The organism is Aquiflexum gelatinilyticum (genome assembly GCF_024741135.1).
GTDB classification, from domain to species: Bacteria; Bacteroidota; Bacteroidia; order Cytophagales; family Cyclobacteriaceae; genus Cognataquiflexum; species Cognataquiflexum gelatinilyticum.
Genome location: NZ_JANSUY010000010.1, coordinates 188,390 through 214,465, shown reverse-complemented (window position 1 = coordinate 214,465; position 26,076 = coordinate 188,390). Strand labels below are relative to the sequence as shown.

Sequence of the window (26,076 nt, the reverse complement as noted above, 5' to 3'; positions counted from 1 at the left end):
GAAGCAGACAACAATTACAACCCCTACAACAATTACAACCCCTACAACCATTAGAACAACTACAACCATTACAACCACTAACTCCTAAACCTAAAGAAAATCCCTAATGGCAAGTTCTTTTTAAATCTATCCACAAGGTACAACTCTCCGTGCTCGGCATTGTTGACTTCTTTGAAGTTGGACTTGACAAGGTTGGCAGCGATCATCGAACTGAAACTGAGGGAATACATGTTGAGAATCAGGAAGTGATGCTCAAGGTCCAAAAGCTCCGCACAAAGTTTGAGCATTTCATTGATCTGTTCTTCCAATATCCATTTTTCTCCATCCGGACCACGTCCATATGCCGGTGGGTCAAGGATAATTCCGTGGTATTTGTTTCCCCGACGAACTTCCCTTCTGATAAACTTCATCGCGTCATCCACAATCCAACGGATTCCATCCTGACCGGAAGATTCCATGTTGTGTTTGGACCAAGTGACCACCTGCTTGACAGAATCCAAGTGCGTGACATCTGCACCGCAGGCTTTGGCAGCAACAGATGAAGCTCCTGTATAGGCGAATAGATTGAGGACTTTGGGGTTTTTAACAGGAAAGTTTTTGAGTGTGTCTGAAATATAATCCCAATTGACTGCTTGCTCGGGAAAGAGCCCGATATGTTTGAAGGAAGTCATGGCAAGATTGAGCTTCATCTTCAGCCCATCGGGATTTTTGTAGCTGACCTGCCAATTGTGTGGAATCTTTTTGAGTTCATTCCATTGCCCTTTTTCGGGATTGTTTTTTTCCTTTGCAAAATGGGCATGAGCCATTTCCCTCCATTCTTTTTCATCAAGACTTTTATCCCAAATTGCCTGTGGTTCCGGTCGGCTGAGGATATAATCTCCAAACCTTTCCAGTTTTTCAAATCCACCGGTATCAATCAGTTCATAATCTTCCCAATGCTGCGGGGAGAGCGAGAGGATGGTTTCTTTCATGCTGCAAAAGTAATTATATAATCGGAGAGCGGAAGTATTTTATAATTGGGAATAGTTTAGTTAAATTGGCTATAATTCTGTCGATTCTTAAGCGATGAAAAAAAGATTCTTGACTTTGATTTTGGTGATTGTAAGCTTGTCTGGTTCCCAGCATGTACGCAGCCAAGCCATCCAATCCTTGAATAAGCAATATCAGGATTACCTTGGGACTTTTCGTGTCAATCCCAAAAGCGATGGATTGAAGGGAACACCATTTTTATTTGATACACCACCTTTAGGAAAAATAGCCTTGGATGGTGGAAAAGATTACAGCGAGATTCCATTCAATATTCTATTGGAAAAGAACGAAGTATATATCCAAACAGGTGGCGAAGATTCAGAGCCTTTGTTATTGCGTAACTGGAAATGGATTGAGATTCCGGGAGAAGAGGTAAGGAGTTTTAGAATAGAATATCTTCAAGGCAAACCTCAGGTGGTCGAGATCCTTTTTGAAAAAGAGGGGGAAAAATATATTGCTTCCCACAAAAAGACTTTGATTAGGCCAAGCGGACAACGGGATGGGTATTCCGGACCACAATATGACGAATTCCGTCATAATATCAAGTATTTCAAAATCAAGGGAATGCAGTCAGCTGAAATAAAAACAAACAGTTCGGGACTGAAAGAATGGGCAGGAAACAAGAATGACGAGTTGAAAGAATTTATCAAAGAAAATAAACTTGATCCGAATCAACCTTTGGACATGAAAAAAATCATTTCATTTATAGTAAATTAGTCTCTCCACTCGAAATCTTAACTATATGAAGTCATCCCAGGCTTTTGGACTTGTTTGCATTTTTTCATTTTATCTGTTTTTTTCTTGTTCGCCTGATGAGACCTCAGATATTGGACCGATCCAAAAATTAGAGTTTTCATCGTTTGTCCAAACAGTACCTGTTGAGGACCAATATATTGTGGTTTTTAATGAGGAAAAGATTTCCGGAAGAATCAATTCGACGGATAATTTTTCACAGGAAATGTCCATGCGAATGGAAACTATCAATTTATTGTCCAAATACAGGATTTCCGAGGATAGCCTTAAGTGGGTTTATTCGTCTGTTCTCAATGGATTTTGTGTAAAAATGGATAAAAACAAATTGGAACAGGTAAAAAATGATCCTTTGGTAAAATATGTGGAACAGGACCGGTCAGGAATGCTTGGAGAATCACCAAAAGCCACTGAAATCAAAGGAACTTCTGATCCGGTAAATACCCAAATCATACCTTGGGGAATCAAAAGGGTAGGAGGTCCATTCTCTTATGAAGGGAAGAATTCGGTATTTGTGGTAGATACAGGGATTCAGTTGAATCACCCTGATTTGAATGTATGTATCGAAAAGGCATTTGACGCTTATCACCCGGTGAATAAAGATTTATGTTTTATCGACGAGCATGGGCACGGAACACATGTTGCCGGAACTATCGGAGCATTGGATAATTTCTTTGGAGTGGTAGGCGTGGCAGCAGGGGTCCAAGTTGTTCCTGTAAAAATATTTTTTGGTCCATCAGCCCTATTTACATATTCAGGAATGATTGCGGGTATTGACCATGTTGGAAAAGTTGGCATTCCTGGTGATGTGGCTAATTTAAGTTTTGGAGGATTTGATAAAAGCAGGGCTTTGGACGACGCAGTATTAAATGCTTCAAATAAAAAGAAAATCTGGATGGTTATCGCTTCAGGTAACTCAAGTCTTCCCGGGATATCATTTAGTCCTGCAAGAATCAATGGTGATTATACCATAACTGTTTCAGCAATTGATGCCCTTGATAAATATGCATGGTTTTCCCATTTTGGATTTCCAATCAAGTTTGCAGCTCCCGGTGTCAATGTTTATTCCACTACAATTGGTGGAAAGTACCGGTATTTATCAGGAACCTCGATGGCAGCGCCACATGTTTCAGGGCTTAGAGTTTTGGGAGAAATAGGTTCTGATGGTCTTGCTTTAAATTATCCAATTTCTCCTGCAGACCCGATTGCCCACAGGTTTAAAGAAAAATGATTCAACACATAATTTGGTAGTTATTGAATATTTTACTAATGTTAAGCCTGCTTAGATTTCCTTCAATACTTTTATTAATGAATAAATTTCTTTCTATTACCATACTTTTCTGTTGTATTTCTTTTCATCTTTTTGCCCAAACTAAAGAGATGGACAGTTTGAATAACGTTTTATCCCATGAAGTATCAAGGGAAGAAAGGTTGTCAGCATTAAACCAATTGACCTTTTTAACGAGAGAAAAAGATTTGAATCAGGCATTGATTTGGGGTCAGCGGGCAGAGGAGTTAGCCATAGAAATCAATGACAGTTTACAGATCAGCAGGGCTAAAGGCAATCTCGGTTGGATTTATTTTAGACTCGGGGTTTGGGATAAAGCTTTCCGTTATTCCAAGGACTCATATTTAATCGCCTCCACGCAAAATTATAAATACGAACTTGGAATGGCTTTAAACAACCTCGGTTCGTTGTACTACAGGCAGGATAATTATGATGAAGCCATCAAGGATTTTAAAATAGCCTATGAATATGGTAAAGAAGCTGATGAGCCTTATCTCATAATCCGAAGCCTCAATAATCTTGCCTTGAATTACTCACTTAAAGGTGAATTTGATTCAGCTTATCTGTTTGCAAAAGAGGCACTTAAATTCAATGAGAAATTGGATGAAAAATATTTCATCACATTTACACATAGGGTTCTTGGTGATATTTACCTTGGAAAAGGGGAAATAGATAAGGCTATTCAGAGTTATGAACAATCACTTAAGATTTCTACGCCGGAATCTTTAAAAACTTCTGAGGCATTGGTATTGAACCGATTGGGGAATGCCTATTTTATCAAAGGGAATTCTACGAAGGCCATTGAATACCTAAACAAGGGCCTAATAATTTCGAAGGAAAACGGATTTTTGGACGAATTGGTGGAGACTTACAAGACATTTGCCAAAATCTATGATTCAAAAGGCGATATCCCAAAGGCTTTTCAATACCAAAAAGCATATACGGAATTGAATGCAGAAAGAGAAGCGGCCTCTAATAAAGAAAAGATGGAGCTCTTACTCGCCAAATTTGAGATAGAAAAATCAGAGGCCGAAATAAATTATTTAAAGATTCAAAACACCTTAAAAGAAGTTGAAATCAAGAGTTTCAATAAAATTTGGATCATGTTTACCGTCTTTACGGTGATTTCGATCGGCTTTTTATTTTGGATGAGTATCATTTTCAAAAAGAAACAGGAGGCCAACAAGAGACTTCATGTAAAGAGAACAATTCTTGAGGAACAGAAAAGAGAATTACAGAAAAAATCTGAAGAACTTACCGAGTCAAACAGAAGTAAAAACAGGATACTTTCCATTCTTGGCCATGATTTAAAGAGTCCTGTGGCCCAGCTAAAAGGGGTTTTGGATCTTTTACATTCTCAAGAACTCAGTAGGGAGGAGTTTGATGGCATTTCCCATATACTAAAAAGAAATGTAGATGGACTTTTTGAAAACATTGACAATATTTTGAGTTGGTCCAAATCCCAAATGGAAGGATTTAAAGTCCAATTATTACCTACAAACCTAAAAAAAGTCATTAGGCCTTGTTTGGAATTATTGCAGTATCAAGCTAATACCAAAGAAATAACCATCACCATCAATATCATAGAAGAAATTGCCTTAGTTGATCAGGATTTGCTCCAATTGATAATCAGAAACCTGCTCAGCAATGCCATCAAATTTTCAAACAAGGGCTCCAATATAGATATCTACTCCCAAAAAGACACGGACCTGATCAGGCTAGTTATCCAAGACTATGGAATAGGGATGAGTGAAGTTCAATTGGATACCATAATCAATCAGAATGTTTCATTGCTTGAATCGAGCATTGGGACCGATAAAGAAAAGGGTACAGGACTTGGTTTGAATTTATGTAAGGAATTTTTGGGTTTGATGGGAGGTGCTTTGATTTTAGAAAGCAAAAAAGGAGAAGGGACAAAAGCAATCTTGCTTTTACAAAGCATAACTGTCAATAAAGCACAGCAAGTGATTTGAAAATAAGGTCCTCTGCCTTAATTTTTTTCTGAATAAGGCCTAAATCTTTCAGAATCTCCATGGATTCTTCCAATACCTTTTTTGAGATTCGTTCATCTTTTGCCCAACTTGTCTGTTGCAGCCAAGCCTTAATGTCTTCAAGTTTGATTTTGTATTTTTCACTGATCAATAAAGGGAATTCGGTTTTTTGAAGGTTTTCTATTGATTGTAGATAAACCAAGTCCAGCAACTTTCCAATTATTGCTGCATGTTGCTTTAAAACGGTAGGATTTGCAACAATGACAAAACATGGCCAAGGTGTAGGTATTTCGCCGATTCGCTTGAAAATACCGCGGTCTACCAAAGGCTTGGTGGTGTATTTTTCCCAAAGGAAAAGCTTATGTATTTCATCCTGTAAGGCTTCTTGAGCACCTTCCAAATCACCAACTACTTCAAAATCAATTTTATCTAAATTCCAACCTTCTCTTTTGGCCAATAAAAACGCCATCAAATGGGAACCCGAACCATACCTGCTTATGACAAAATCTCCGTGTCCAAGTTGGGAGATATCGTCAATTTCTGATCTTGCTGAGCCATGTATTCCCCAAATCAAAGGAGATTCTATATGAAATCCGATCATCAAGGCAGGATTTCCTTCGATCTTGTCTTTGATAAAACTCTCAGTCAAAACAATAGCAATGTCTGTCTCACCATCTCTTAGGGATTTATTCATCGCTCCTGAGCCCTTTGGTTCATTTTTCCAAACCAATTGAATTCCTTCATCCAAAAATGGCTGTTTTTCAACAACCTGTAACCAAGGAAAATTAAAGTGTTCAGGTACTCCGGTGACGGTTATTTTTTTCATTTTCCAAACTTTGAATCAAACAAAAATACCGCTATTTTTTGATAGCGGTATTTATAAATTATGAATTCAAATGAAAATTATATGTCATGGGTTGCATTTCTGTTTGTGATGAAAAGATTGCTCAATCCGGCAATGATCAAAGAACATCCTGCCAACACCATGGTATATACCACTTCTTCTCCAAATAAAAGCTTATACATGAAATTAATCCCACCCAAGGCCGCCACAATTTGAGGTATGACGATAAACATGTTGAATATTCCCATGTAAACGCCCATTTGCTTGGGGTTGACAGCACTTGACAGCATTGCATAAGGCATAGAAAGTATACTTGCCCAAGCTATGCCTACCAAAGCAAAGCAAAGGTGAAGCATCCAAGGTTCAGATATAAAGTAGATAAGAATAAAACCCAAACCGCCTGCAATCAAGCTAGACATATGCAAAAGCTTCCTGTTGATTTTGATTTTACTTGTTACAAAGGCAAGTATCAAAGCAAAAAACATGGATACTAATCCATATGTGCCCAGGTAATTACCGACACTATCAGCAGCATCATTATATGCTTGAGATGCGGTATCCGTGGCTTTAAATATATGTTCGGTAATGGCCGGAGTGGCAAAACTCCACATCGTAAAGAAGGCAAACCAAGAGAAAAATTGGACGACCCCCAATTGTTTCATGACTTTGGGCATTCCTGAAATATTCTTGAATATTTCTTTAAAACCGTTTAAGATGCCTTTACTTTCCTCATTTTCTCTTTTTAGTGCCTCAAGATCCTCGGGAGGATATTCATCCGTAGTCAGTATTGTATAAAGAATTGAACCAAAAAGCACCACAGCGCCAATTGCAAAAGCAAATTTGACCGAATCAGGTACTACACCCGTCGCAGCGGTGTTTGGTACACCTAATTGTGTCATTAGCCAAGGCAAGTTACTTGCAACCCATGTTCCGATTCCAATAATGAGTGTCTGTACGACGAATCCATAGGAACGTTGACTATCAGGTAGTTTGTCTGCCACCAATGCCCTAAATGGTTCCATGCTGATATTGATAGAAGCATCAAGGATCCATAGGGCCCCTGCAGCCATCCAAAGTGCTGAGGAATAAGGTGCAAAAAACAATGCAATCGTGCTCAGAATAGCTCCAATAAGAAAGAATGGCTTTCTTCTTCCAAATTTTGGGTGCCATGTTCTGTCACTGAGATACCCGACTATTGGCTGCACGAGCAATCCTGTGAGGGGTGCAGCTATCCAAAGCATAGGAATCGCATCTTTTTCTGCACCGAGGGTCTGAAAAATCCGTGACATGAATCCACCCTGTAACGCAAATCCAAATTGGATTCCCAAAAATCCGAAACTCATATTCCAGATTTGCCAAAAACTGAGTTTTGGTTTTTTATCTACTGTTTGCATTATTTTGGGTTGTAGTTTGATGATTAATTCGGAATCCGGGCGATTATTGGATTTCTAATTCAAAAGAGCTATGGTTATTTTTAAATATCACTGTAGGAATATTTTTGATTTTCAAGTATGGATGACTACTGTCAGGAAGTGGGTCAAATTCAGTCAATTTTCCCAAAAACTCAAAATCCTCTTTATCAATTTCTTCAGATCCTCCATTGATGATTACAGCATTTGGATTTGAGCCATGGAAATAGACCTTAATTTTTTCAAACTTACTTTCAAAATTTCCTTTGGATTTTGAAAAGGTCAAAGTGTTCTTTTCAGGATTCCATTTGATCTCCCGCGTTAAAAAATCTCCTTTTTTGTATTCATGACTGATTCCATCATCTTCATAATGAAGGTACGTAGAAGGTTCTTTTCCTGCATATACATGGAGCCTGAGAATGCCGTCATGTGCTTGTCCTGTATAAGATACATCAGACTGTAATGCTAAAATGGAACCTGCTTTTACATAAACAGGGAGGTAGTTTAATGGACAGTCTTGATAAATGACATGATTTCCTATATGTTTCTGATTATCATATAAATAATACCATTCACCTTCAGGAAGGTAAACCTTTGTGATTTCTTTATAACTTTCTACAGGAGCAATCAGAAGGGTATCGCAAAAAAGATACTGGTTTTCAAAAGCACTTTCATAAATATACTTGTCATGAGGATAATCCACTGCAAGACTCTTTGCTATCGGAAGGCCTGTTTGGGTACTTTTGTAGAAACTGCTATATAAGGTTGGAAGCATCCTATACCTTAATTTCATGTAGTTTCTAGAGATCTCTTCTACTTCCTCACCAAATGCCCAAGGTTCAGCATCATTGCTGTTTATCATTGAATGAGCCCTATACAATGGTGCAAAAGTGGCGATGCTCATCCATCTTGCAAAAAGAGATTTGGTCGATTCGCCGGCAAAGCCGCCAACATCATAACCTGAATATGCTACACCGCTTAAGCCAAGACTGTTTACCAACCGGATGCCTGCCATCATGTGTTCTTCTGAAGCAACATTATCTCCCGTCCATGCTGCAGCATACCTTTGGATTCCCGAAAATCCCGATCTTGTCAATACAAAGGGTCTTTCTTCAGGCCTTTGCAATTCACAGCCTTCCTTGGCACTTCGGGCCATCTGAAAGCCATAGATATTTCTAGCTTTTCTATGACTTACATTTTCCCCCTCATAGTCAAAATTGATGATATTTGGGGTAAATTGACCCCAGGAAGCAGGTTCGTTCATATCAGTCCAATATCCATCGACACCTGCCTCTTCATAAAAAGCCATTTTTTCGGCCCACCACTGACGGGTTTCTGCCTTGGTAAAATCCGGGAAAGCACACCAACCAGGCCAAACTTGGCCTTCATAGATTTCATTATCCGGATATTTTACAAAAAGGTCTTTTTCTTTTCCTTCCTCATAGGGTAAATATCCCTGTTGGGTTTTGATCCCCGGATCCATGATTACCACAACTTTAAATCCCTTCTGCTTAAGCGCTTTAATCATTGATTTGGGATCAGAGAATTTTTCGTTGTCAAAGGTAAAGACCTTGTATTTTTCCATGTGGTGAATGTCAAGGTAAATGACATCCGCAGGCATATCCTTGTCTCTGAAAGTATTAGCCAATGTAAGTACTTCTGAATCCGGATAATAAGAATACCGACATTGCTGAAAACCTAAAGACCATAGGGGAGGCATTTCCATTTTCCCGGTCAATTCAGTATAGGTGCTTATGATCTTTGCTACAGAATCATCATGAAAAAAGTAATAATCCATGTCTCCGTCATCTGCGGAGTAATAAATGAAGCGGTTGTTTGAAGCTCCGAAATTGAAAACAGACTTATGGGTATTGTCAAAAAATATCCCATATGACAAATCGCTATGGATGCCGATATAAAAAGGAATACTCATATATAAAGGATCATCACCAATGCCATAAGCGAAATAATCCGTGTTCCAATTGGTGAAGGCCCGACCGGACCGGTCAAGATGTCCGGTTTTTTCGCCTAAACCAATGAATCTTTCTTTAGGCTGCACTTTTTTATAATTGCTTACTTCTGTACCCAACCACGATACTGCAAAAGCGGGATCGTCTTGGTTGATAACTTTCCCATCAGGAGTAAAAAATGTCAAAAAGAAGGGATTCAAGTTTACACAAAGGTGAATTTTGGAGGTTTTAAGCCATACCTTCCCGTTTTCCTCAGTGGTAATGAATTTGATTTCTTGGGGGAAGGAAACTACACTGTAAGGGTTGGGGCTGAACTTGGAACCACGTCTAACCTGAACTCTTATAGTATCATCTTTATAGATCGTAATTTCAAAATCAGAGACAGAAGTATTTCCATGAATCCCATTTGATTTTTTCTCCCAAGACATTACGTTTCCAATGGCAAGATTTTGGGATGAATTAGATAGATCGGTGGCTTGGGGCATTTGTAAAGTCTTATTTGATAGGTTTTGCCTGAGGCTTTTATTTATTCTATTTGAAATTGAGGTTCTAATTTATGATATAAAGTCAAATGATAAAATTTATGCAAGATGCCAAGGGAGCTTAAAACTAGCCTAGGATTGTTGAAAATGTCTTTTTTTGAATTGATGGACATGTTCAAACGATTGCACAAAAAAATTATTTTTATCAAAAAATCAGACTTTCACAGATGATTTTCTTATCAAAAGTTCAGTATCAAGCACGATGTTTTGTGAGATGGATTCCATATTGGTTTTTTTATGGATTAGGTCGAGAAGAATTTTTGTAGCTGTTTCTCCGATTTGGAATCCCGGCTGAGATACAGTAGATAGGGGGGGATCTATCATTGATGAAAACTGCCAATTTGAAAATCCGACAACTCCTACATCTTCCGGGATTTTTAATCCCAAGGATTTCAATGCCATCATGGCTCCTGCGGCAACGATATCATGATGAGCAAAAATAGCATCGGGTCTATTTTCATTGTTTTTAAACAATGCTGTCGTTATCGAAATGCTTTCTTTTTCTGTACCATAAGGGCATTCCAAAATCCATTCAGGTTTGGCTACAATACCTGAATCTTTCAAAGCATCCAAATAGCCCTCTTTTCGCTGTTTGCTGATAGCAAGGTTGTCAGGGCCCGAAAGGTGCACGATTTTTTTAAAACCTTGATCAATGAGATGTTTTACTGCATTGTATGCACCTTGATAATCATTGACGGTGACATTAATGGTGTTTTCCAAATCCGGGATCCTGTCAAAAAAAACAATCGGAAACTCCCGGTCTATCATTTTTTTGAAATGGTCAAAGTTTGTGGTTTCTCTGGAAAAACTCACCAAAACACCGTCAATTTGATTGGAAAGCATGGTTTCTACACTGCTTCTTTCTCTGCTGAATTTTTCATTTGTCTGGCATAAAATCACATTATAGCCATTCGCAAATGCAACTTCCTCTACACCACTGATAACAGTGGAAAAGAAAAAATGGACAACTTCGGGGATAATCACCCCGATCGTAAAAGATTTGCTTTTTCTTAAACTCAGTGCAACGGCATTTGGACGATAATGTAGCTTATCAGCAAGTTCTTTGACCTTTCTTTTAGTTTCGTCACTTATTCCCGGATAATCCTTAAGTGCTCTTGAAACTGTTGATGTAGATACATTAAGTTCTCTGGCAATGTCTTTAATAGTAGCCTGACCTGATTTCATGAAAATTAGATTTTTCTAAGAATTTAAATATATAAGTTTTTGGGTGATAATGTAGTTAATAGAGGTGTTATTTTTTTTCAATTTGTTTTTAAAAAATCAGCACCATCAAACTAAAGGAAGATTACAAAAAAATGTGCAATCGTTTGCGGTTACGTTTGCACAAATATTTCTTAAAAAAATCAATGTGGATTGTTTGTTTTGCCATTTTTCATTGTGTAATATTTCCTTGTTGATTGGTAGGCTGTGTATTGCTAGGTAAAGATGATTAAATTAATAATAAAAATAAAGTAATATAAAATAGGATTAAATTAATTAAAGTTTGAAACAATAAATACCAAAAACAAATTTGTATGAGAGTTCTATCAAAATTAGTCTGGGCAGCTTTAATGCTTCCATTTATTATGTGGTCTTGCGGTCCGATAGACGAACCTGCTATCATTCCCCAAACGGCATCAACATTGACGAGTCCTTCTGCAGGCACTGCAATTGTGCTTACTGAGGCCGAAAAAGAAGATACTATTTTCTTTCAGGCATCTATTCCTGATTTTGGAGTTTCAGGAAACTATACGTACACCTTGGAAATGGCTAAAGGCGGAACCAATTTTGCAACAGTTGATGTAGTCGGAACCTCCACTACACCTACAGTTAAAATTGCAGTTGGTGATTTAAATAAAAAAATTGTAACGGCAGGTCTTGAACCAAACGTTGCGGGAAATGTAGACTTCCGTTTTAAAACAACTATTGACAGAAGTTTGAGCCCTTTGGTGGGTACGGCAACCACACTGTCACTAACTGCATACAAAGACGCAGTCATATTAAGAAATCTATTCCTTGTAGGTAATGCCACTGCCCCAGGATGGAGCAATGATAACAATAACCCTGCTTTGTTTCGCGATCCTGCCAATAAAGATCTTTATGTATATACAGGATTTTTCGCTGTCGGAGAATTTAAAGTTCTAGAAAAATTGGGTCAATGGCAGCCTCAATATGGTACCAACGGCGGGTCAGCAGTTTCGGTCAACCCCGGAGGAGGTTCCGATCCCGGAGCATTTGCCATTACTACAGCAGGACATTATGTTTTTACTTTAAACTTGGCTAATAACACCTTTACTTTGGTGCCATTTACAGGAGCAGCAGATGTGTATTATCCAACAGTCGGTATCATTGGAAGTTCAACAGCTGGTGGTTGGGATTCAAGCACTGCAATGACAAACTTGACTTTTGACAAGCATATCTGGCACATTACAGCTACTGTTACAAACGGAGAAATAAAATTCAGAGCAAACGATGCTTGGACAATCAATTGGGGAGCTGTTACTCCTATATCAGGTAAAGCTGAATTGGGAAGTTCAAGCAATATTCCAATTGAAGCCGGAACCTATAAAATGTGGTTCAATTCACTAGACGGAAGATATATTTTCATAGGTGGTTAAATAGTTTCACCTAATTCTAAAAAGGCTACTTTAAGGTAGCCTTTTTCTTTTTTTTTATTTGAATCAATGCAATCTTGCCAGCAGTTAATTAAATTTTAGGAAAATTTAATATCAATCCAATATCACAGATGTATGCTGTGGGCAGGTAAAAATGTGACGAATTCAGCATTTATGATTGGCAATTATTCAGGTAAATGTAAAAATTCCAGACAAATAAATTCCTTATTATCAGTATCGTTATTTAGTTTTTGCAAACAATGAAATTCAGAATAATATTTCCCGTTTTATTTTTAATGACCTTGAGGTTTGGGTTTTCCCAAGTAACCACAGAACCTGCTTTTCCACGGGCAGACCAAAAAATCAAAATCATTTATGATGCCACCAAGGGGACAACAGGACTAAAAGATGTAGACCCGGTATATATCCATATCGGAGCAGTAGTAGCAGGCCCTACATCGACTACTTGGGCCATCGTGCCATTTGCTTGGGGTACTGCCAATCCTGATGCAAGGATGGTAAAAACCGCTCCAAATATCTGGGAATGGGAATTTACACCAAATGATTTTTTCAATCCTACGGCCGGACAAACCATATACAGGTTGGGGATGGTTTTTAGAAATGCCACGGGGTCTTTAGAAGGGAAAACAGATACCAACGGAGATTTTTTTGTAGACCTGAGCCAAGGGTTTGAGGTGACATTCACCAATCCTAATTCCTCCAAATTATTGGAAATAGGGGAATCTCAAGAAATTAGGATTGCTTCATCGGATGTTGCTGATCTTAGCTTAGAAATCAATGGAGTAGTAGTGGCATCTGCAGCTGGAGCAGAAAGTCTACTTTATACTTTTGAAGCCACCACTGAAGGATCCTTTAATGTAGTTGCCAAGGCTTTGAAATCGGGGGAGGAAGATACTGCTGAAATCACCCTGACAGTAGTTGGACCTAGCCCTCAGGCTCCTTTGCCTTCTGGTGTAAGAAAAGGGATCAATTACATTTCTGACACAGAGGTGGTTTTGGTTTTGGAAGCTCCTTTGAAGAAAAACGTTTTTGTTATTGGCGATTTTAATAACTGGGAAGTGCTTCCGAGTTTTCAAATGAACCAAACTCCTGATAAGGAATTGTTTTGGTATAGGTTGACAGGTTTGACTCCCAAGCAGGAATATATTTTTCAGTATTTGGTTGACGGAAGTATCAGGATAGGTGATCCATATGCTGACAAGGTTTCAGATCCCTTCCATGATGACGAAATCATAGCTCAAAACAGATACCCTGGATTGAAGCCCTATCCAAAGGGAAAAACTGAATTCCAGGCAACTTTCCTACAGACAGCCCAAGACCAATACCAATGGAAATACCTTGATTATGAAAAACCCGACAAAGAGGAGTTGGTGGTATATGAACTTTTGGTTAGGGATTTTGATGATAGAAGAACTTTCAAAGCTGTGATTGAGCGCTTGGATTATTTGGCAGGATTGGGGATCAATGCACTTGAATTGATGCCGATCAAGGAATTTGAAGGGAATCTTTCATGGGGATACAATCCATCTTTCTTTTTTGCGGTAGATAAATTTTACGGTCCAAAAAATCAATTGAAGGAATTGATCGATGAGGCTCACAAAAGAGGCATGGTGGTCATTTTGGACATGGTTCTCAACCACGCTTTTGGTCAGTCTCCGTTTGTAAGGTTGTATAATGATGGAGATTATGGAGCACCGACTTTGGATAATCCTTGGCTAAACAGAGTGGCAAAACATCCATTCAATGTCGGTTATGACTTCAACCATGAGAGTGCTTATACCAAAGCTTTAATGGATTCTGTCAATAATTATTGGCTGACAGAATACAAAGTGGATGGATTTAGGTTTGATTTGAGCAAAGGATTTACCCAGACCAATTCTGGAGACAATGTAGGTTTTTGGGGAGAATATGATGCGTCAAGGATTGCGATTTGGAAAAACATATATGATCAAATCAAGGAAAACCATCCTGAAGCCTATTTGATTTTGGAGCATTTTGCAGACAACATTGAGGAGAAAGAATTATCTACTCATGGCTTGATGTTTTGGGGAAATATGAATTTTGATTTTAGGGATATTGCCAAAGGGAATTCACGGAATTTTGATTGGGGATATTACAAAACCCGTGGATGGGACAATAATACCTTAGTCAGCTACATGGAAAGCCATGACGAAGAAAGGACCATGTGGGAATCACTCACTTGGGGACAGACCTCTCCTGTCAATATCCGTCAACTCAGCAATGCCATAAACAGGAACCAATTGATGGCAGCCTTTTTCTTTTCCATTCCGGGTCCAAAAATGATGTGGCAATTTGAAGAGTTTGGTTACGACCAAGAGCTTAATAACGACAGACTTGGTATCAAGCCTACCAAATGGGAGTATTTGGACAATCCCGAAAGACAGCGCCTTTTCAATATGTATCGGGCAATGATGGATCTCAAAAGCAGCAACAATGCTTTTAACAATCCACAAAATGCAACCTTGGATCTTAGCCAGCCATTGAAAAGCATCAAACTGACAGACGCTGACCTTCAAGTGGTCCTTTATGGAAATTTTGGACTGACAGACATTGCCAGTGCCAACCTTACTTTTCCCGCATCGGGAACTTGGTATAATTACTTCACAGGAGAAGAAATCGTGTTGTCAGGAAATTCCCGGGCTTTCAGGGTGAGGGCTAATGAATTCCTGATGTTTACCAATAAAAAACTTCCATTGCCGGAAGGTGAAATCCTTCAAGATCCGATTCTTTCTATAAATCCAGAAATTTCAAATCAGTCAGAGTTTAAAATTTATCCGGTGCCTGCCTCTGACAGGCTAATAATAAAGGTTCCTGAAACTATGAATTCGGGTAATTTCAGGATAATTGATGTGACAGGAAAAGTAATTCGTGAGGATGTATATTTGGCCACAGACAAGAATTTGCAAGTGGATATACAGGAATTTACATCAGGTCTTTATATCTTTGAAATCAGTGATAACCGTCATTTAATGAGAAAACGGTTTTTAAAGAAATAATCAACCTATTTTAAATCAACATGAAATTCAAACCAGGAGTTAAGTACGGAGAAGAACTCAAAGACCTATTGTCGTATGCAAAAGAAAGTGAATTTGCCCTTCCTGCGGTAAATGTCATCAATACCAGTACCGTCAATGCCGTCATTGAAACAGCAAAAAAGGTCAATTCTCCTGTAATCATTCAATTTTCTAATGGTGGCGGACAGTTTTTTGCCGGAAAAGGATTAGGAAATCAAAATCAAATCGGAGCGATACAAGGATCTATTTCAGGAGCGCTTCATGTTCATAGAATGGCCGAAGCTTATGGTGTACCTGTGGTTTTACATACTGACCATTGTGCCAAAAAGCTGCTTCCTTGGATCGATGGGCTTTTGGAAGAAGGGCAGGCATATTATGCGGCTTATAAAAAGCCGCTATATAGCTCTCATATGCTGGATCTTTCTGAAGAGCCGGTAAAAGAGAATATTGAAATCTCCGTTGAATATTTCAAGAAATTCAAAAAACTTGAAATGGGAATTGAGATTGAATTGGGTGTAACCGGTGGTGAAGAAGACGGCGTGGACAACTCAGATGTAGATAGCTCCAAACTTTACACCCAACCTGAGGAAGTGGCCTATGCTTATGAACACCTCAAAGAAGTGGATGATTTGTTTACGATTGCAGCAGCATTTGGCAATGTCCACGGTGTATATAAGCCCGGCAATGTGTCCCTGAAGCCAATCATTTTGAAGAATTCTCAGGATTATATCAATAAAAAGTACGGAACCACAGGTAAGCCGTTGTTCTTCGTTTTCCATGGAGGTTCAGGTTCAACAGAAGCCGAAATCAGAGAAGCCAACAGCTACGGTTCTGTCAAAATGAATATTGACACAGATCAGCAGTGGGCCTTTTGGGAAGGCATCAAAAATTACTACAAATCAAATGAAGGATATCTCCAGTCGCAATTAGGTAATCCTGAAGGACCGGACAGTCCAAACAAGAAATATTATGACCCTAGAGTCTGGTTGAGAAAAGGCGAGGAAACCTTTATGAAAAGATTGGAACTTGCGTTTGACATGCTAAATGCTATCAACCGAAATTAATTTTATCCATTAAAAACCTTGAAAAAGTCACTATAGGTGACTTTTTCTATTTTCACCATACCTTATGAAATTGAAACCCTTCCACATTATTCTATTGATTTTGACATACATCGCAGTATCCTGTTCAGGTAACAAAGAGAAAAAAGTTGAGAACCATTGGCCGAATGCAGGAATTACATATGAGATTTTTATCCAATCATTCTACGATTCCAATGGTGATGGCATAGGGGATATCAATGGAGTCAAAAAGAAGTTAGACCATGTTAAGGAACTAGGCGCAAATGCAATTTGGTTTATGCCGATAATGGCCTCTCCGAGTTATCATAAATATGATGTGACTGATTACAAAAGTATCCACCCGGATTATGGGACCATGGAAGATTTTAAGGCGTTTTTGGATGAAGCCCATAAATATGACATTAAAGTGGTGATTGACATGATCATCAACCACACAAGCAACAAGCATCCTTGGTTTTTGGAGTCTCAAAAAGGAAGGAAAAACCCCTATAGGGATTATTATGTTTGGGCTCAAAAAGATACCATTGCAGCTTACATTGATAAAAAAACCATTACCCTTGACAGTGATAATATCCGGCAGTGGCATGATCCTGGATTTGGAGAAGATTATTATTATGGATTTTTTTATGGAGGTATGCCTGACCTTAATTTTGACAATCCTAAGGTAAGGGAGGAAATATATGAAATAGGAAGGTTTTGGCTGGAAGAAGTAGGGGTAGATGGTTTTAGACTTGATGCAGCAAAGCACATTTTTCCGGATGACAGGCCACAGGACAACCATTCCTTTTGGAAGGAATTCAGAGATAAAATGACAGCAATCAAACCTGATATTTATCTTGTCGGGGAAGTTTATGACAAAAAAGAAATTGTAGCCCCATATCTTCCGGGATTACCTGCGTTATTCAATTTTGATTTCCATTACACCCTGATCGAATCTTTCAAAAAGGAGGACGGGATGCTTTTGGCAAAAAAGCAAAAGGAAGTTTTAGACTTTTATAATGGAATTACAAATGAATTTATTGATGCCACATTTTCCTCCAATCATGACCAACCGAGGTTGCTCAATTCGTTGGATGAAAATCCAAGGAAATTGAAGCAGGCTATCAATATCCTAATGACTATGCCGGGAGCACCCTACTTATACTATGGAGAAGAAATCGGTATGTTGGGCAAAAAGCCCGATGAAAATATCAGAGAGCCGTTTCTGTGGGACATGAAAGCTAATGATAAGGGACGGACCTCATGGATGATTCCGACTTATTCGAAAGATGACATGGTGACCCCACTTGCGATCCAAAAGTCAATGAGCACGAGTTATTTCAATCATTACAAAGAAATCATAAAAATCAGAAACAGCAACAGAGCATTGGCTTTGGGTAAATTGGAATTGTATGAAGGTGAATTGCCCAAGCAATTGATGGCATTTTTCAGGAACCATGATGACCAAGAGGTTTTTGTGGTCCACAATCTTAGCGGAGTTTCAACTGAATTAGACGCACCTGAAGAATTCCAAACTGAAATTTATTCATTTGGAGAAGCCAAAAAGCAAGGCGACAAAATCATTCTCCCGGCTTACAGTAGTATTGTTTTGGAGTACTGATTTTTGCATTTATGAAAATAGTCTCAACAGAAAAATTTCATCTTGGTCAAATGAGGCTGGTTTTGTTTTATTCACTAGGAAATACAATTGAAAAAGCCCGATTTCATAATTGAATCGGGCTTTTTTATGAAAATTGAGAGTTTCCTGTTAATCCTATTTGGTAGGGATTATAATTTTGTCTTTGATCATTTTGTCCACTACCACATAAGCAAACTCTCTAGCAGCTTTGTCTATGCTTGACGGATTGGTAGTGGCAGATTGGGCTGACCAGACCAAAGTCTGGGTTTCCGAATCATATAAATTTATCTCAACATAATAATTTTTGTCTGTGGCATAATAACCAGGAGAATAAGTCATAGGGCCATACATTCCATAATAGCCACCAAATCTTCCATATCCGCCACCATAGTACATAGGAGTGTATGCTGTGCCGGGAACATATCTTGTTTCATTTGTCTGATCGATGATGGCTATAGTCATGATGGCATCACGACCACTTTCCCTGATTGCTTGGACGACTTGATCTTTGTTGTCATTGGTAAGCATCAATCCCGGTTTTACTTTTTCAAGATTGCTGATTGCTTGTATTCCTTTTTCGATCAATAATTCATCAATGTCGTCTTCAATGGTTTTTTTTGTAACATAATTGTCACTGATCATAGCTGCGACAAAAAGATTGGAATATCCGGATGCTTCTGCTTCAGGGCTTTTCCAAGAGCCAATGATTTTGGTAGAAGGGGCACATGCAGAAACTATTGCAATCAGGATGAGGAGATGGAATGAACTTTTTGAAATTAATGTTTTCATATTTTATTTGGTTTTTCAGTTTTTTAATAATGTTTTTAAATTGGACTTGGAATAACCTTTTAACAGCCAGAAACAAACAAATTTATCAAGATATCAATCAATATATTTTCTCTTGAATAATTTTTCGCTATTTAAGGTAATACTTTTACTTAAAATCTATAGCCAACATTGATCATGAATCGGTAACCAAGACCTGTAACATTTGCAATTCCGGTATTTTCGAATCCGCTACCATCAACTATCGTATTGAATCCTGGGATTTTTTCAGATAATAGGTCATTGATTTTTTGCAAAATAAGGGCCTCATCATCAGGATCTAAGGTGCTCTCAAAATCCACCTTGGATTTATATATCCCGACTCCCGGTCCAAAAAGAACAAAATCCAACATAAATCTTTTAGATAGCTTAAATTGGTAACCAAGTTCTGCACCTATGGTATGGATCCTAAAACCTAATTCTGTTCCAACCTCACCTTCAAAGTTGTCGGATGTTAGCTGCCAGTTTTTAGATTTATCAAAGGAATTGAAGGAATAATAAGGGCCGATGTATACACCTCTCGGAGCATCAAATTTGTTTTCTGATTTCAGGTAAAATCTATAATCTGCCGAAAAATGGACTCCTCTGTTTTTTCCTCCTCGCAAAAGAACGAGGGATTCATTCTGTGAATTATTTCCCTCTGAATTAAAACCGGGAAGTTGATTGAGGCCTATGTCAATGCTAAAACTCCTGTTTTTTTTCAAAACCCTTTCGTATCCGAATATGATATTCTTAATCCCAAAGATCGCAGGATTGGAAATATTATACCGGAGGGTATTTTGAAATTTTTTTTCAGTAGGTTCAGAATCCTGACCAAATAAATTGCCGGCAAACATTGTTAAAATGAAAATCAACAATAAATTTTTCATGTCATTTGAAGTTAAATACTTTATTCCAATCTGATTTCATATCTACTATTAACCAGTTGTTTTGAGGGGCATCATCGAGTCCTTTTAATAATTTTCCGATATGCGAATCTCTATCATATGCAAATTCTCTGATGGAATCTGTATGGTGGATAAACATCCCAAGTCTTGCTCCTTCGCCGGTAGTGACATATTTAAGCATTTCATAATCCCCATCTGAATTACCAACTGCCAAAATTGGCCTTTTTCCGATATGTTGGTATATACCGACTGGCTTACCTGCTTTGTCATCGATAAAATTGAGTTCCGGAAGTTTGGTGATGACAGGCATTCCATCTACAATTTCATATTTGGATTTAATGGAGCTTCCAATGACTTGGTAAGGGGGGATTGCGTATGCATTTTCTGCCCATACCCTCATAAAATCAATTCCACCACCTGACACGATAAATGTTTTATATCCATTCGCACGGAGGTATTCCAACAATTCTACCATAGGTTGGTAAATCATTTGGTTATAAGGCTTGCCTGTCTTGGGATGGGTAGCGGAATTGAGCCAATCACTGACAGATTTTTGAAATTCATCGGAGGTCATTCCGGCGTGAGAAACCATCATGATTTCAAACAATGCCTTTTCTCCACCTTCCATCACATGTTTGATATCATCCTCAATAAGGCTTTTAAAAGGTTCTTTTTTCTTCCATTCAGGATGGTTTTCAGATTCTTTTTTTATAAAATCAATGGCATAAGCCAATTGAAAATACATGGGTTGTTCAGCCCATAAGGTGCCATCATTGTCAAAAACTGCAATTCTATCTGCTTCAGGTTTAAAATCCGAATTTCCTGACGTGGTGGTTTTGGTGACAAAATCAATGATTACTGACTTGGAAGTCCCTTCATTCCAGCTTGGCAAAGGATCCGTTTCGGACTTTGGTAGTTCTGAAAGAGTAGGGGATTTAGTAGTGCATGAGGCCAATAAAAGCAATGAAACAAAGAATTTAATTAAATTTTTCATACTGCATTTAATGTTTTTATTTACCAAATGATTTGGATAAGCCGACTCCGATAGCAAAACTGTCATAGGCGTTCCATTTAATATCATAAATGAAATTGGAAACAAATTCCAGATTTTCTTTGATTTCAAGGCTGTATTCGACTCCTAATCTTGTTAAGAAAAAGGATTCTCCTGTTTCAAATTCACCTCCAAACCCAATTTCATAAGTAAAATGCTTACCTGGTTTGAATCCGGCCACTATGGTTGAAGCAAGCGGCTTCTTTCTTTCTATTTCGGATCTTCCCCCTAATCTTTCTACTACAAAATTTTCGAGTACCAAGTCATTGTGCCAACCGATTTTCCATTGGTGAGACAAGGTATAGTTATAATCCAAAACGATTGAGGGCAAGGCACGCCAAGATATTTTACCTTCCAAAACAGCCTCACTTACATAAGTATGGCTTAATAGTGCCGAAATGCTGTGTTTTCTTTCATTTGATTCCTCCTTATGATCTTCCTCTTGAGCAAAGGCTGCTGAAGAAAAAAGCAAAAAAAGAAGAAGCATTTTCATAGGAGGTAGTTTGTTTAATTGAGAAAAGGACCTATTGTTCAACTTGGATAAATGGGAAGGAAGCGAAAACCTGAAATGTAGATCCACTGCTTGTTCCAACTGAGGACAAAGCGATTACCTGGCTGACTCCAATATTATACCTGAATTTGATGTTCATGCCTTTCCCTTTCCTCGCGTCAGAAAGGGAATATCCAATCTCTAGAGGAACAGCTATGTAAATCGGTTTGAAACTTGATTTGACCGATTCTTCTATATCCACCACATTTCCCAAGGGCAGGTTGCCTGAGGCCACTTGAGTGGCAGAAGTAAGGAAACTTACCTGAGGTCCTGCAGAGGCAAAAAATTTCTCATTGAACCTATATTGGATCAAAACAGGGATATCAATATAGTTTAAATCAAAATCGTAGCTCACATCGGATAAGACAGCAGAATAATCATTGAGGGGCAAAACGGAACGAGCACCCCGAGGTGACAAAGGTTTGAATTCAGGATTTAAGGTCCATTTATCGTCCAATTTGATAAAAGTTCCCAGTCCAAAATACAAGCCTCTGGTATGCTGCTGTTGTTCCAATCCCGGCAATGAGGAAATATTCATACCCAAATCGACGCTAAGGTGAAATTTTTCCGATGCCACTTTATCACCAAATATCAAAGCAATCAGTGCCGCCTGAGAAAATGATGGCGTCAGCGACAAGATTAATAAAAACACTGTAGCAATACTTTTAAGCAATATTTTTTTCATACTAGTATCCATTAGATTTTTAAAAGGCCAATCAAATCATATCCTAATGAGGTTAAGATATATTTGTAATAAAAAAACCGGACCAACAGAAGGTCCGGTTTTATCAAGACTTCAATCAATTTGAAGGTTTAACCATGTTTTCAATTTGCTTTTGGACTTTTCCCAAACTCCAATCTCCCGCCGTCTGACTAGGTGGATAATCTTTGAATGTAGTCAGAAAATTAAGTGCATATCCTTGGATTGCCATTAATATATAAGCTCTGTCAATATACCAGTCATAATAGGTATTCGAACCATATAAAGCTTTTTCAAAGGGATCGCGCCTAAGATTGGTCAAGTATGGAGCACGCAGTTCAACAAATGGTTCAAGCCAGATCTGTAATTTATCAGCTCTATTTTCCAGGAACATTGCCTTCCAGTCTCCGTATCTCAAAGCAGCTATTTCTCCTGCGTCATTTACATAAATGAATCCTGTTCGGGGAGACTCTTTTACTTTACCATATAAATAATCCAATTGGTTTACTCCATCAATGTGGTTTTTATAAGTTCGGCCACCCATTGAAACTCCTTTCATTATTTTACTTTTTACATCCGGGTCACCGCCGATAGCAGCAAAAGTCGGAAGCCAATCTTCATGGGAAACAATACCGTTTAAAGTAACTCCTGCGGGAAATTTACCAGGCCACTTTACAAAAGCAGGAACTCTATAGGCACCTTCCCAACTGCTGTTCTTTTCACCGTGAAAAGGTGTAGTCCCTGCATCAGGCCAGGTATTATAATGAGGACCGTTGTCAGTAGAATACATGACCACTGTATTGTCTGCTATTCCCAATTCATCTAATAAAGACAAAAGTTCTCCTACATGTAAATCATGCTCCACCATTCCGTCGCTGTATTCATCCTGACCACTGATGCCTCTATGTTCTTCTTTGACATGGGTACGAAAATGCATTCTTGTTCCATTCCACCAGGTAAAGAATGGTTTTCCGGCAGCAACTTGTTTTTTGATGAATTCTTTAGTGGCAGCAACAGATTCATCATCTATAGTTTCCATTCTCTTTTTGGTAAGTGCTCCTGTGTCTTCAATTTTCTGCCCACCTTTTCCATCTGACCAAGAATGAATGACACCCCGTGGTCCAAAAACCTCTTTAAATTTTTTTCCATTGGCAAGGACCATATCTGAAGGATAATCTTCATTTTCAGGCTCTTCTTCTGCATTGAGGTGGTAAAGATTTCCGAAAAATTCATCAAACCCATGCATTGTTGGGAGATGTTCATCTCGGTCTCCCTGATGATTTTTTCCAAATTGCCCTGTTGCATATCCAAGATTTTTCATCACTGTCGCAATGGTGATGTCAGTTTTTTGCCAACCTTCTTTAGCTCCCGGCATACCTACTTTGGTCATTCCTGTACGGACAGGAACATTTCCACCTATGAAAGCTGCCCTACCTGCTGTACAGGATTGTTGCGCATAATAATCTGTAAAACCAACCCCTTCGCGCGCTATCCGATCTATATTTGGAGTCATATATCCCATCATACCCCGGTTGTTGTGGCTGATGTTCCAAGTACCGATATCATCTCCCCAGATAACCAAAATGTTGGGTTTCTTCTGTTGGGACCATCCCATACTGACGCTTATTATCAGGGCAAAAAAGGTTAAAAGGTTTTTTTTCATAGTCTGATTTGTTAGTATAATTTGGTTTTTGTATTGTTTTTTACTGTTAAAGAAGCATTTTCACCAATTACATCTTTATAATCCTGGCTGAATTGCCCCATGTGGCTAAACCCATATTCAGAAGCTATTTTTTTGATGTTTTGACCTGGGCCTTTTATTTTTAATTCCTGTTGAATTTTTTTGATCTTCAGATGCTTTATAAATCTTTTGGGACTTTCTCCTGTCAATTTTTTGAAGGTATAATAAAAAGTCCGCTGCGGCATTCCCAACTTTCTGATCAATTCATCCAAATCAGTTTCGGACTTATTACCAACATTGAGATGCATGATCTCAATTGACTTTATCACAAGCTCGCGACTTGAGAATGCTTGTTTTGTTTTATTTTCATTTATTTCCATATAATTTATAAAAATTGTATCAATCAAATAATACCCTAAGCGCTGATTTTTTTATTTGCGTCTTTGGGATCAAAAATAGGAATGTAAATCTATTGCAATGAGGGCTTTATCGGTCTACTTGACATTTTTTATCGAATATTGTCAAACTAGTATCAGGAAATTGCTAAAAATGAAGGGCCGAAAAAATTTTCATTTTGTTTTTTGTCCAGCTTCAAAATATTGTAAAATCTATTTTTCTACATAGGTAAGGACAAAGCTTATTTTACTAGGCTTTTTCTATAATCTGATGGTGTCCTTCCGGTGAATTTCTTAAAAGCAATTACAAATGAATTTCGGTTATTAAAACCGCATTCGGCAGATAAAGCCTCTAAAGTGTAATGGGAAAATTCACCTTTTTGGAGCAATTCCATACTGTGCTCAATACGCTTTTTGTTTAAAAGATCTGCAAAATTAGTATTCAGATAATGATTGATACAGGCAGAAAGCTGGTAGTAAGGGATGTTTGTTTCTCTTGCAAAATCCTGAATTGAATACCGCTGATTGAGATAGACTTTCTTTTCATCCATCCAATTTAAAATTATCTGTCCAAGCTCTTTCATTTTATCATCAGGTTGGACACCTGATTTTTCTGTTTTGGGAGAATACTCCAATTTAATTATTTGGTCCGTCACAAATTTGATTTCATCCAGACCATATAAAAGCTGTGGAAAAAAATAAAGCAATACTGCACTTGACATCAATAAAACCGCTCCCGTAAAGTGAACCAGCATAAAAACCAATTCTTTTTCCAACCAAAAATAAGTCAGATAGAAAGGCATAAACAAAAAGAATTGAAAGGTCATGAAGAAAATAATCCATACCTGCCAGTCTTTTTCAAACTTATTGAAAGACCTGTTGATGTTTTTTTGCCACTTGACCAAAAGCCTCATCTGCAACAGCCAATAAATATTGATCAGAATAGTTCTCGAAGTTTGATGGAATCCATTTGGAAAAAACATGCTTTGTCTAAATTCTGTGAACTTATTAGGGTCATTGATGTCCTGTAGGATTAATTCTAACTTTTCTGCGGATGATAAAAAAAGAACAGGGGAATAGTCAATGATATAGATAGCCATCGGAATAAAATGAAAAGCATCGCTCCATTTCAAGTCCCTGTTATGGGTGACACAATGCATGTAGATAAAAGGCATGGGCACGAATATCAATGCAAAAATATTTCCGGTTCTGTAAATTCCCGGGAAATGAACCATCATACCCGAACTGATCAACATGCTGAAAAAAATGGCCAAAGAAAGACTCAAGAAAGTAAGGGCGAGCGGGATACTCTTTGTGTTTTTGCGGAAAGAATACACCATCACAATAACTCCTGTCTGAAGGCCTATCACAACCGAAACCAAGAAAAATATATTGTTGAAATCCAAACCCGAATTCATTTCAAAAATTGATAAAAAGTGAAATGGTGAAACAGTATGGAATATAATAAATAAACACTATTGGATTAAACCTGATTTTTCCCGGGTTTACAATCTCAAGTTTCTTAGCTAAATGAAAAAATTCTGAGGGGAAACATGCGGAATGGGTTTTGAAGAGATAATAATAAAACTTCATATCATATTTATTAAGTAATTAAGGCGCAGCCAATGACTGCGCCTAATTGTGGTTGCCGTGAATACCTGGTTTCTACGTTAAACCAACCAAATGTAATTATTCAAAATGAAAAAAAAACCATTGAAATATGATTAAATACCGTATTTATCAAAATATTGCAAATAAATTATCTTCCAAGTCTTTATATTTCCAGAGTTCAC

The 26,076-nt window shown here is 38.0% G+C and carries 20 protein-coding genes; 7 read left to right on the top strand and 13 right to left on the bottom strand.

What is annotated here, in order from left to right; all coding sequences use genetic code 11:
* Positions 1–77: 77 nt before the first annotated feature.
* Positions 78–971 (bottom strand): class I SAM-dependent methyltransferase, encoded by an 894-nt coding sequence (locus NU887_RS12595; RefSeq protein ID WP_258423741.1) that lies wholly within the window; start codon positions 969–971, stop codon positions 78–80.
* A 94-nt stretch (positions 972–1,065) separates the two neighbouring features.
* Between NU887_RS12595 and NU887_RS12590 the strand changes: the two genes are divergently transcribed.
* From NU887_RS12590 to NU887_RS12580, 3 genes are all read left to right on the top strand, one after another.
* Complete coding sequence (locus tag NU887_RS12590) at positions 1,066–1,746, top strand: hypothetical protein (protein WP_258423740.1); 681 nt, start codon at positions 1,066–1,068, stop codon at positions 1,744–1,746.
* Positions 1,747–1,771: 25 nt separating this feature from the next.
* A complete protein-coding gene (locus NU887_RS12585) occupies positions 1,772–3,010 on the top strand; it encodes a S8 family serine peptidase (protein ID WP_258423739.1) in 1,239 nt (412 codons plus the stop codon).
* 149 nt (positions 3,011–3,159) lie between these two features.
* Complete coding sequence (locus tag NU887_RS12580) at positions 3,160–5,040, top strand: tetratricopeptide repeat-containing sensor histidine kinase (protein ID WP_258423738.1); 1,881 nt, start codon at positions 3,160–3,162, stop codon at positions 5,038–5,040.
* Here the strand turns inward: NU887_RS12580 and NU887_RS12575 are convergent.
* The 4 genes from NU887_RS12575 to NU887_RS12560 all read right to left on the bottom strand — a co-directional run bounded on the left by NU887_RS12575 (position 5,015) and on the right by NU887_RS12560 (position 11,008).
* A complete protein-coding gene (locus NU887_RS12575) occupies positions 5,015–5,884 on the bottom strand; it encodes a substrate-binding domain-containing protein (protein WP_258423737.1) in 870 nt (289 codons plus the stop codon). The genes NU887_RS12580 and NU887_RS12575 overlap by 26 nt on opposite strands.
* Positions 5,885–5,961: 77 nt before the next feature.
* Positions 5,962–7,296 (bottom strand): MFS transporter, encoded by a 1,335-nt coding sequence (locus tag NU887_RS12570; RefSeq protein ID WP_258423736.1) that lies wholly within the window; start codon positions 7,294–7,296, stop codon positions 5,962–5,964.
* 43 nt (positions 7,297–7,339) lie between these two features.
* The gene (locus NU887_RS12565) at positions 7,340–9,766 is read right to left on the bottom strand and encodes a glycoside hydrolase family 31 protein (protein WP_258423735.1); all 2,427 of its coding nucleotides are present in this window, start codon (positions 9,764–9,766) and stop codon (positions 7,340–7,342) included.
* Positions 9,767–9,976: 210 nt separating this feature from the next.
* Positions 9,977–11,008, bottom strand: coding sequence for a LacI family DNA-binding transcriptional regulator (locus tag NU887_RS12560; protein ID WP_258423734.1), 1,032 nt, complete (start codon positions 11,006–11,008; stop codon positions 9,977–9,979).
* A gap of 350 nt (positions 11,009–11,358) precedes the next feature.
* Here NU887_RS12560 and NU887_RS12555 point away from each other — a divergent pair, with 350 nt between their 5' ends.
* From NU887_RS12555 to NU887_RS12540, 4 genes are all read left to right on the top strand, one after another.
* Positions 11,359–12,441 carry a SusE domain-containing protein gene (locus NU887_RS12555; protein ID WP_258423733.1) on the top strand — a complete coding sequence of 361 codons (1,083 nt, stop codon included), beginning with the start codon at positions 11,359–11,361 and terminating at the stop codon, positions 12,439–12,441.
* A 257-nt stretch (positions 12,442–12,698) separates the two neighbouring features.
* Complete coding sequence (locus tag NU887_RS12550) at positions 12,699–15,476, top strand: DUF4961 domain-containing protein (protein WP_258423732.1); 2,778 nt, start codon at positions 12,699–12,701, stop codon at positions 15,474–15,476.
* Positions 15,477–15,496: 20 nt separating this feature from the next.
* Positions 15,497–16,558: a class II fructose-bisphosphate aldolase gene (gene fbaA / locus NU887_RS12545; protein ID WP_258423731.1), complete on the top strand. Its 1,062-nt coding sequence runs from the start codon at positions 15,497–15,499 to the stop codon at positions 16,556–16,558.
* 64 nt (positions 16,559–16,622) lie between these two features.
* A complete protein-coding gene (locus NU887_RS12540) occupies positions 16,623–18,176 on the top strand; it encodes an alpha-amylase family glycosyl hydrolase (RefSeq protein ID WP_258423730.1) in 1,554 nt (517 codons plus the stop codon).
* 153 nt (positions 18,177–18,329) lie between these two features.
* On the opposite strand, the gene NU887_RS12535 is transcribed toward NU887_RS12540, so the two are convergent.
* The 8 genes from NU887_RS12535 to NU887_RS12500 form a co-directional block, all read right to left on the bottom strand.
* On the bottom strand, positions 18,330–18,983 hold the full coding sequence (locus NU887_RS12535) for a DUF4136 domain-containing protein (protein ID WP_258423729.1): 654 nt from the start codon (positions 18,981–18,983) through the stop codon (positions 18,330–18,332).
* Positions 18,984–19,132: 149 nt separating this feature from the next.
* Positions 19,133–19,888: a DUF3575 domain-containing protein gene (locus tag NU887_RS12530; protein WP_258423728.1), complete on the bottom strand. Its 756-nt coding sequence runs from the start codon at positions 19,886–19,888 to the stop codon at positions 19,133–19,135.
* A 1-nt stretch (position 19,889) separates the two neighbouring features.
* Complete coding sequence (locus NU887_RS12525) at positions 19,890–20,900, bottom strand: HAD family hydrolase (protein ID WP_258423727.1); 1,011 nt, start codon at positions 20,898–20,900, stop codon at positions 19,890–19,892.
* A gap of 16 nt (positions 20,901–20,916) precedes the next feature.
* Entirely contained in the window at positions 20,917–21,450 is a 534-nt protein-coding gene (locus NU887_RS12520; protein WP_258423726.1) for a hypothetical protein, read from the bottom strand.
* Between the two features lie 31 nt (positions 21,451–21,481).
* Positions 21,482–22,192, bottom strand: coding sequence for an outer membrane beta-barrel protein (locus NU887_RS12515; RefSeq protein WP_258423725.1), 711 nt, complete (start codon positions 22,190–22,192; stop codon positions 21,482–21,484).
* A 115-nt stretch (positions 22,193–22,307) separates the two neighbouring features.
* The gene (locus NU887_RS12510; protein WP_258423724.1) at positions 22,308–23,870 is read right to left on the bottom strand and encodes an arylsulfatase; all 1,563 of its coding nucleotides are present in this window, start codon (positions 23,868–23,870) and stop codon (positions 22,308–22,310) included.
* 11 nt (positions 23,871–23,881) lie between these two features.
* Positions 23,882–24,217, bottom strand: coding sequence for a helix-turn-helix domain-containing protein (locus NU887_RS12505; RefSeq protein WP_258423723.1), 336 nt, complete (start codon positions 24,215–24,217; stop codon positions 23,882–23,884).
* Positions 24,218–24,525: 308 nt separating this feature from the next.
* Positions 24,526–25,701, bottom strand: coding sequence for a helix-turn-helix domain-containing protein (locus tag NU887_RS12500; protein WP_258423722.1), 1,176 nt, complete (start codon positions 25,699–25,701; stop codon positions 24,526–24,528).
* Positions 25,702–26,076 lie beyond the last annotated feature (375 nt).

Coding starts and splice junctions, on each gene's coding strand:
- fbaA (WP_258423731.1), top strand. CDS start 15,497: ATGAAATTCAAACCAGGAGTTAAGTACGGAGAAGAACTCAAAGACCTA.
- NU887_RS12530 (WP_258423728.1), bottom strand. CDS start 19,888: ATGAAAAATTTATTGTTGATTTTCATTTTAACAATGTTTGCCGGCAAT.
- NU887_RS12585 (WP_258423739.1), top strand. CDS start 1,772: ATGAAGTCATCCCAGGCTTTTGGACTTGTTTGCATTTTTTCATTTTAT.
- NU887_RS12595 (WP_258423741.1), bottom strand. CDS start 971: ATGAAAGAAACCATCCTCTCGCTCTCCCCGCAGCATTGGGAAGATTAT.
- NU887_RS12500 (WP_258423722.1), bottom strand. CDS start 25,701: ATGAATTCGGGTTTGGATTTCAACAATATATTTTTCTTGGTTTCGGTT.
- NU887_RS12525 (WP_258423727.1), bottom strand. CDS start 20,900: ATGAAAAATTTAATTAAATTCTTTGTTTCATTGCTTTTATTGGCCTCA.
- NU887_RS12550 (WP_258423732.1), top strand. CDS start 12,699: ATGAAATTCAGAATAATATTTCCCGTTTTATTTTTAATGACCTTGAGG.
- NU887_RS12580 (WP_258423738.1), top strand. CDS start 3,160: ATGGACAGTTTGAATAACGTTTTATCCCATGAAGTATCAAGGGAAGAA.
- NU887_RS12520 (WP_258423726.1), bottom strand. CDS start 21,450: ATGAAAATGCTTCTTCTTTTTTTGCTTTTTTCTTCAGCAGCCTTTGCT.
- NU887_RS12565 (WP_258423735.1), bottom strand. CDS start 9,766: ATGCCCCAAGCCACCGATCTATCTAATTCATCCCAAAATCTTGCCATT.
- NU887_RS12510 (WP_258423724.1), bottom strand. CDS start 23,870: ATGAAAAAAAACCTTTTAACCTTTTTTGCCCTGATAATAAGCGTCAGT.
- NU887_RS12540 (WP_258423730.1), top strand. CDS start 16,623: ATGAAATTGAAACCCTTCCACATTATTCTATTGATTTTGACATACATC.
- NU887_RS12515 (WP_258423725.1), bottom strand. CDS start 22,192: ATGAAAAAAATATTGCTTAAAAGTATTGCTACAGTGTTTTTATTAATC.
- NU887_RS12590 (WP_258423740.1), top strand. CDS start 1,066: ATGAAAAAAAGATTCTTGACTTTGATTTTGGTGATTGTAAGCTTGTCT.
- NU887_RS12560 (WP_258423734.1), bottom strand. CDS start 11,008: ATGAAATCAGGTCAGGCTACTATTAAAGACATTGCCAGAGAACTTAAT.
- NU887_RS12555 (WP_258423733.1), top strand. CDS start 11,359: ATGAGAGTTCTATCAAAATTAGTCTGGGCAGCTTTAATGCTTCCATTT.
- NU887_RS12570 (WP_258423736.1), bottom strand. CDS start 7,296: ATGCAAACAGTAGATAAAAAACCAAAACTCAGTTTTTGGCAAATCTGG.
- NU887_RS12575 (WP_258423737.1), bottom strand. CDS start 5,884: ATGAAAAAAATAACCGTCACCGGAGTACCTGAACACTTTAATTTTCCT.
- NU887_RS12535 (WP_258423729.1), bottom strand. CDS start 18,983: ATGAAAACATTAATTTCAAAAAGTTCATTCCATCTCCTCATCCTGATT.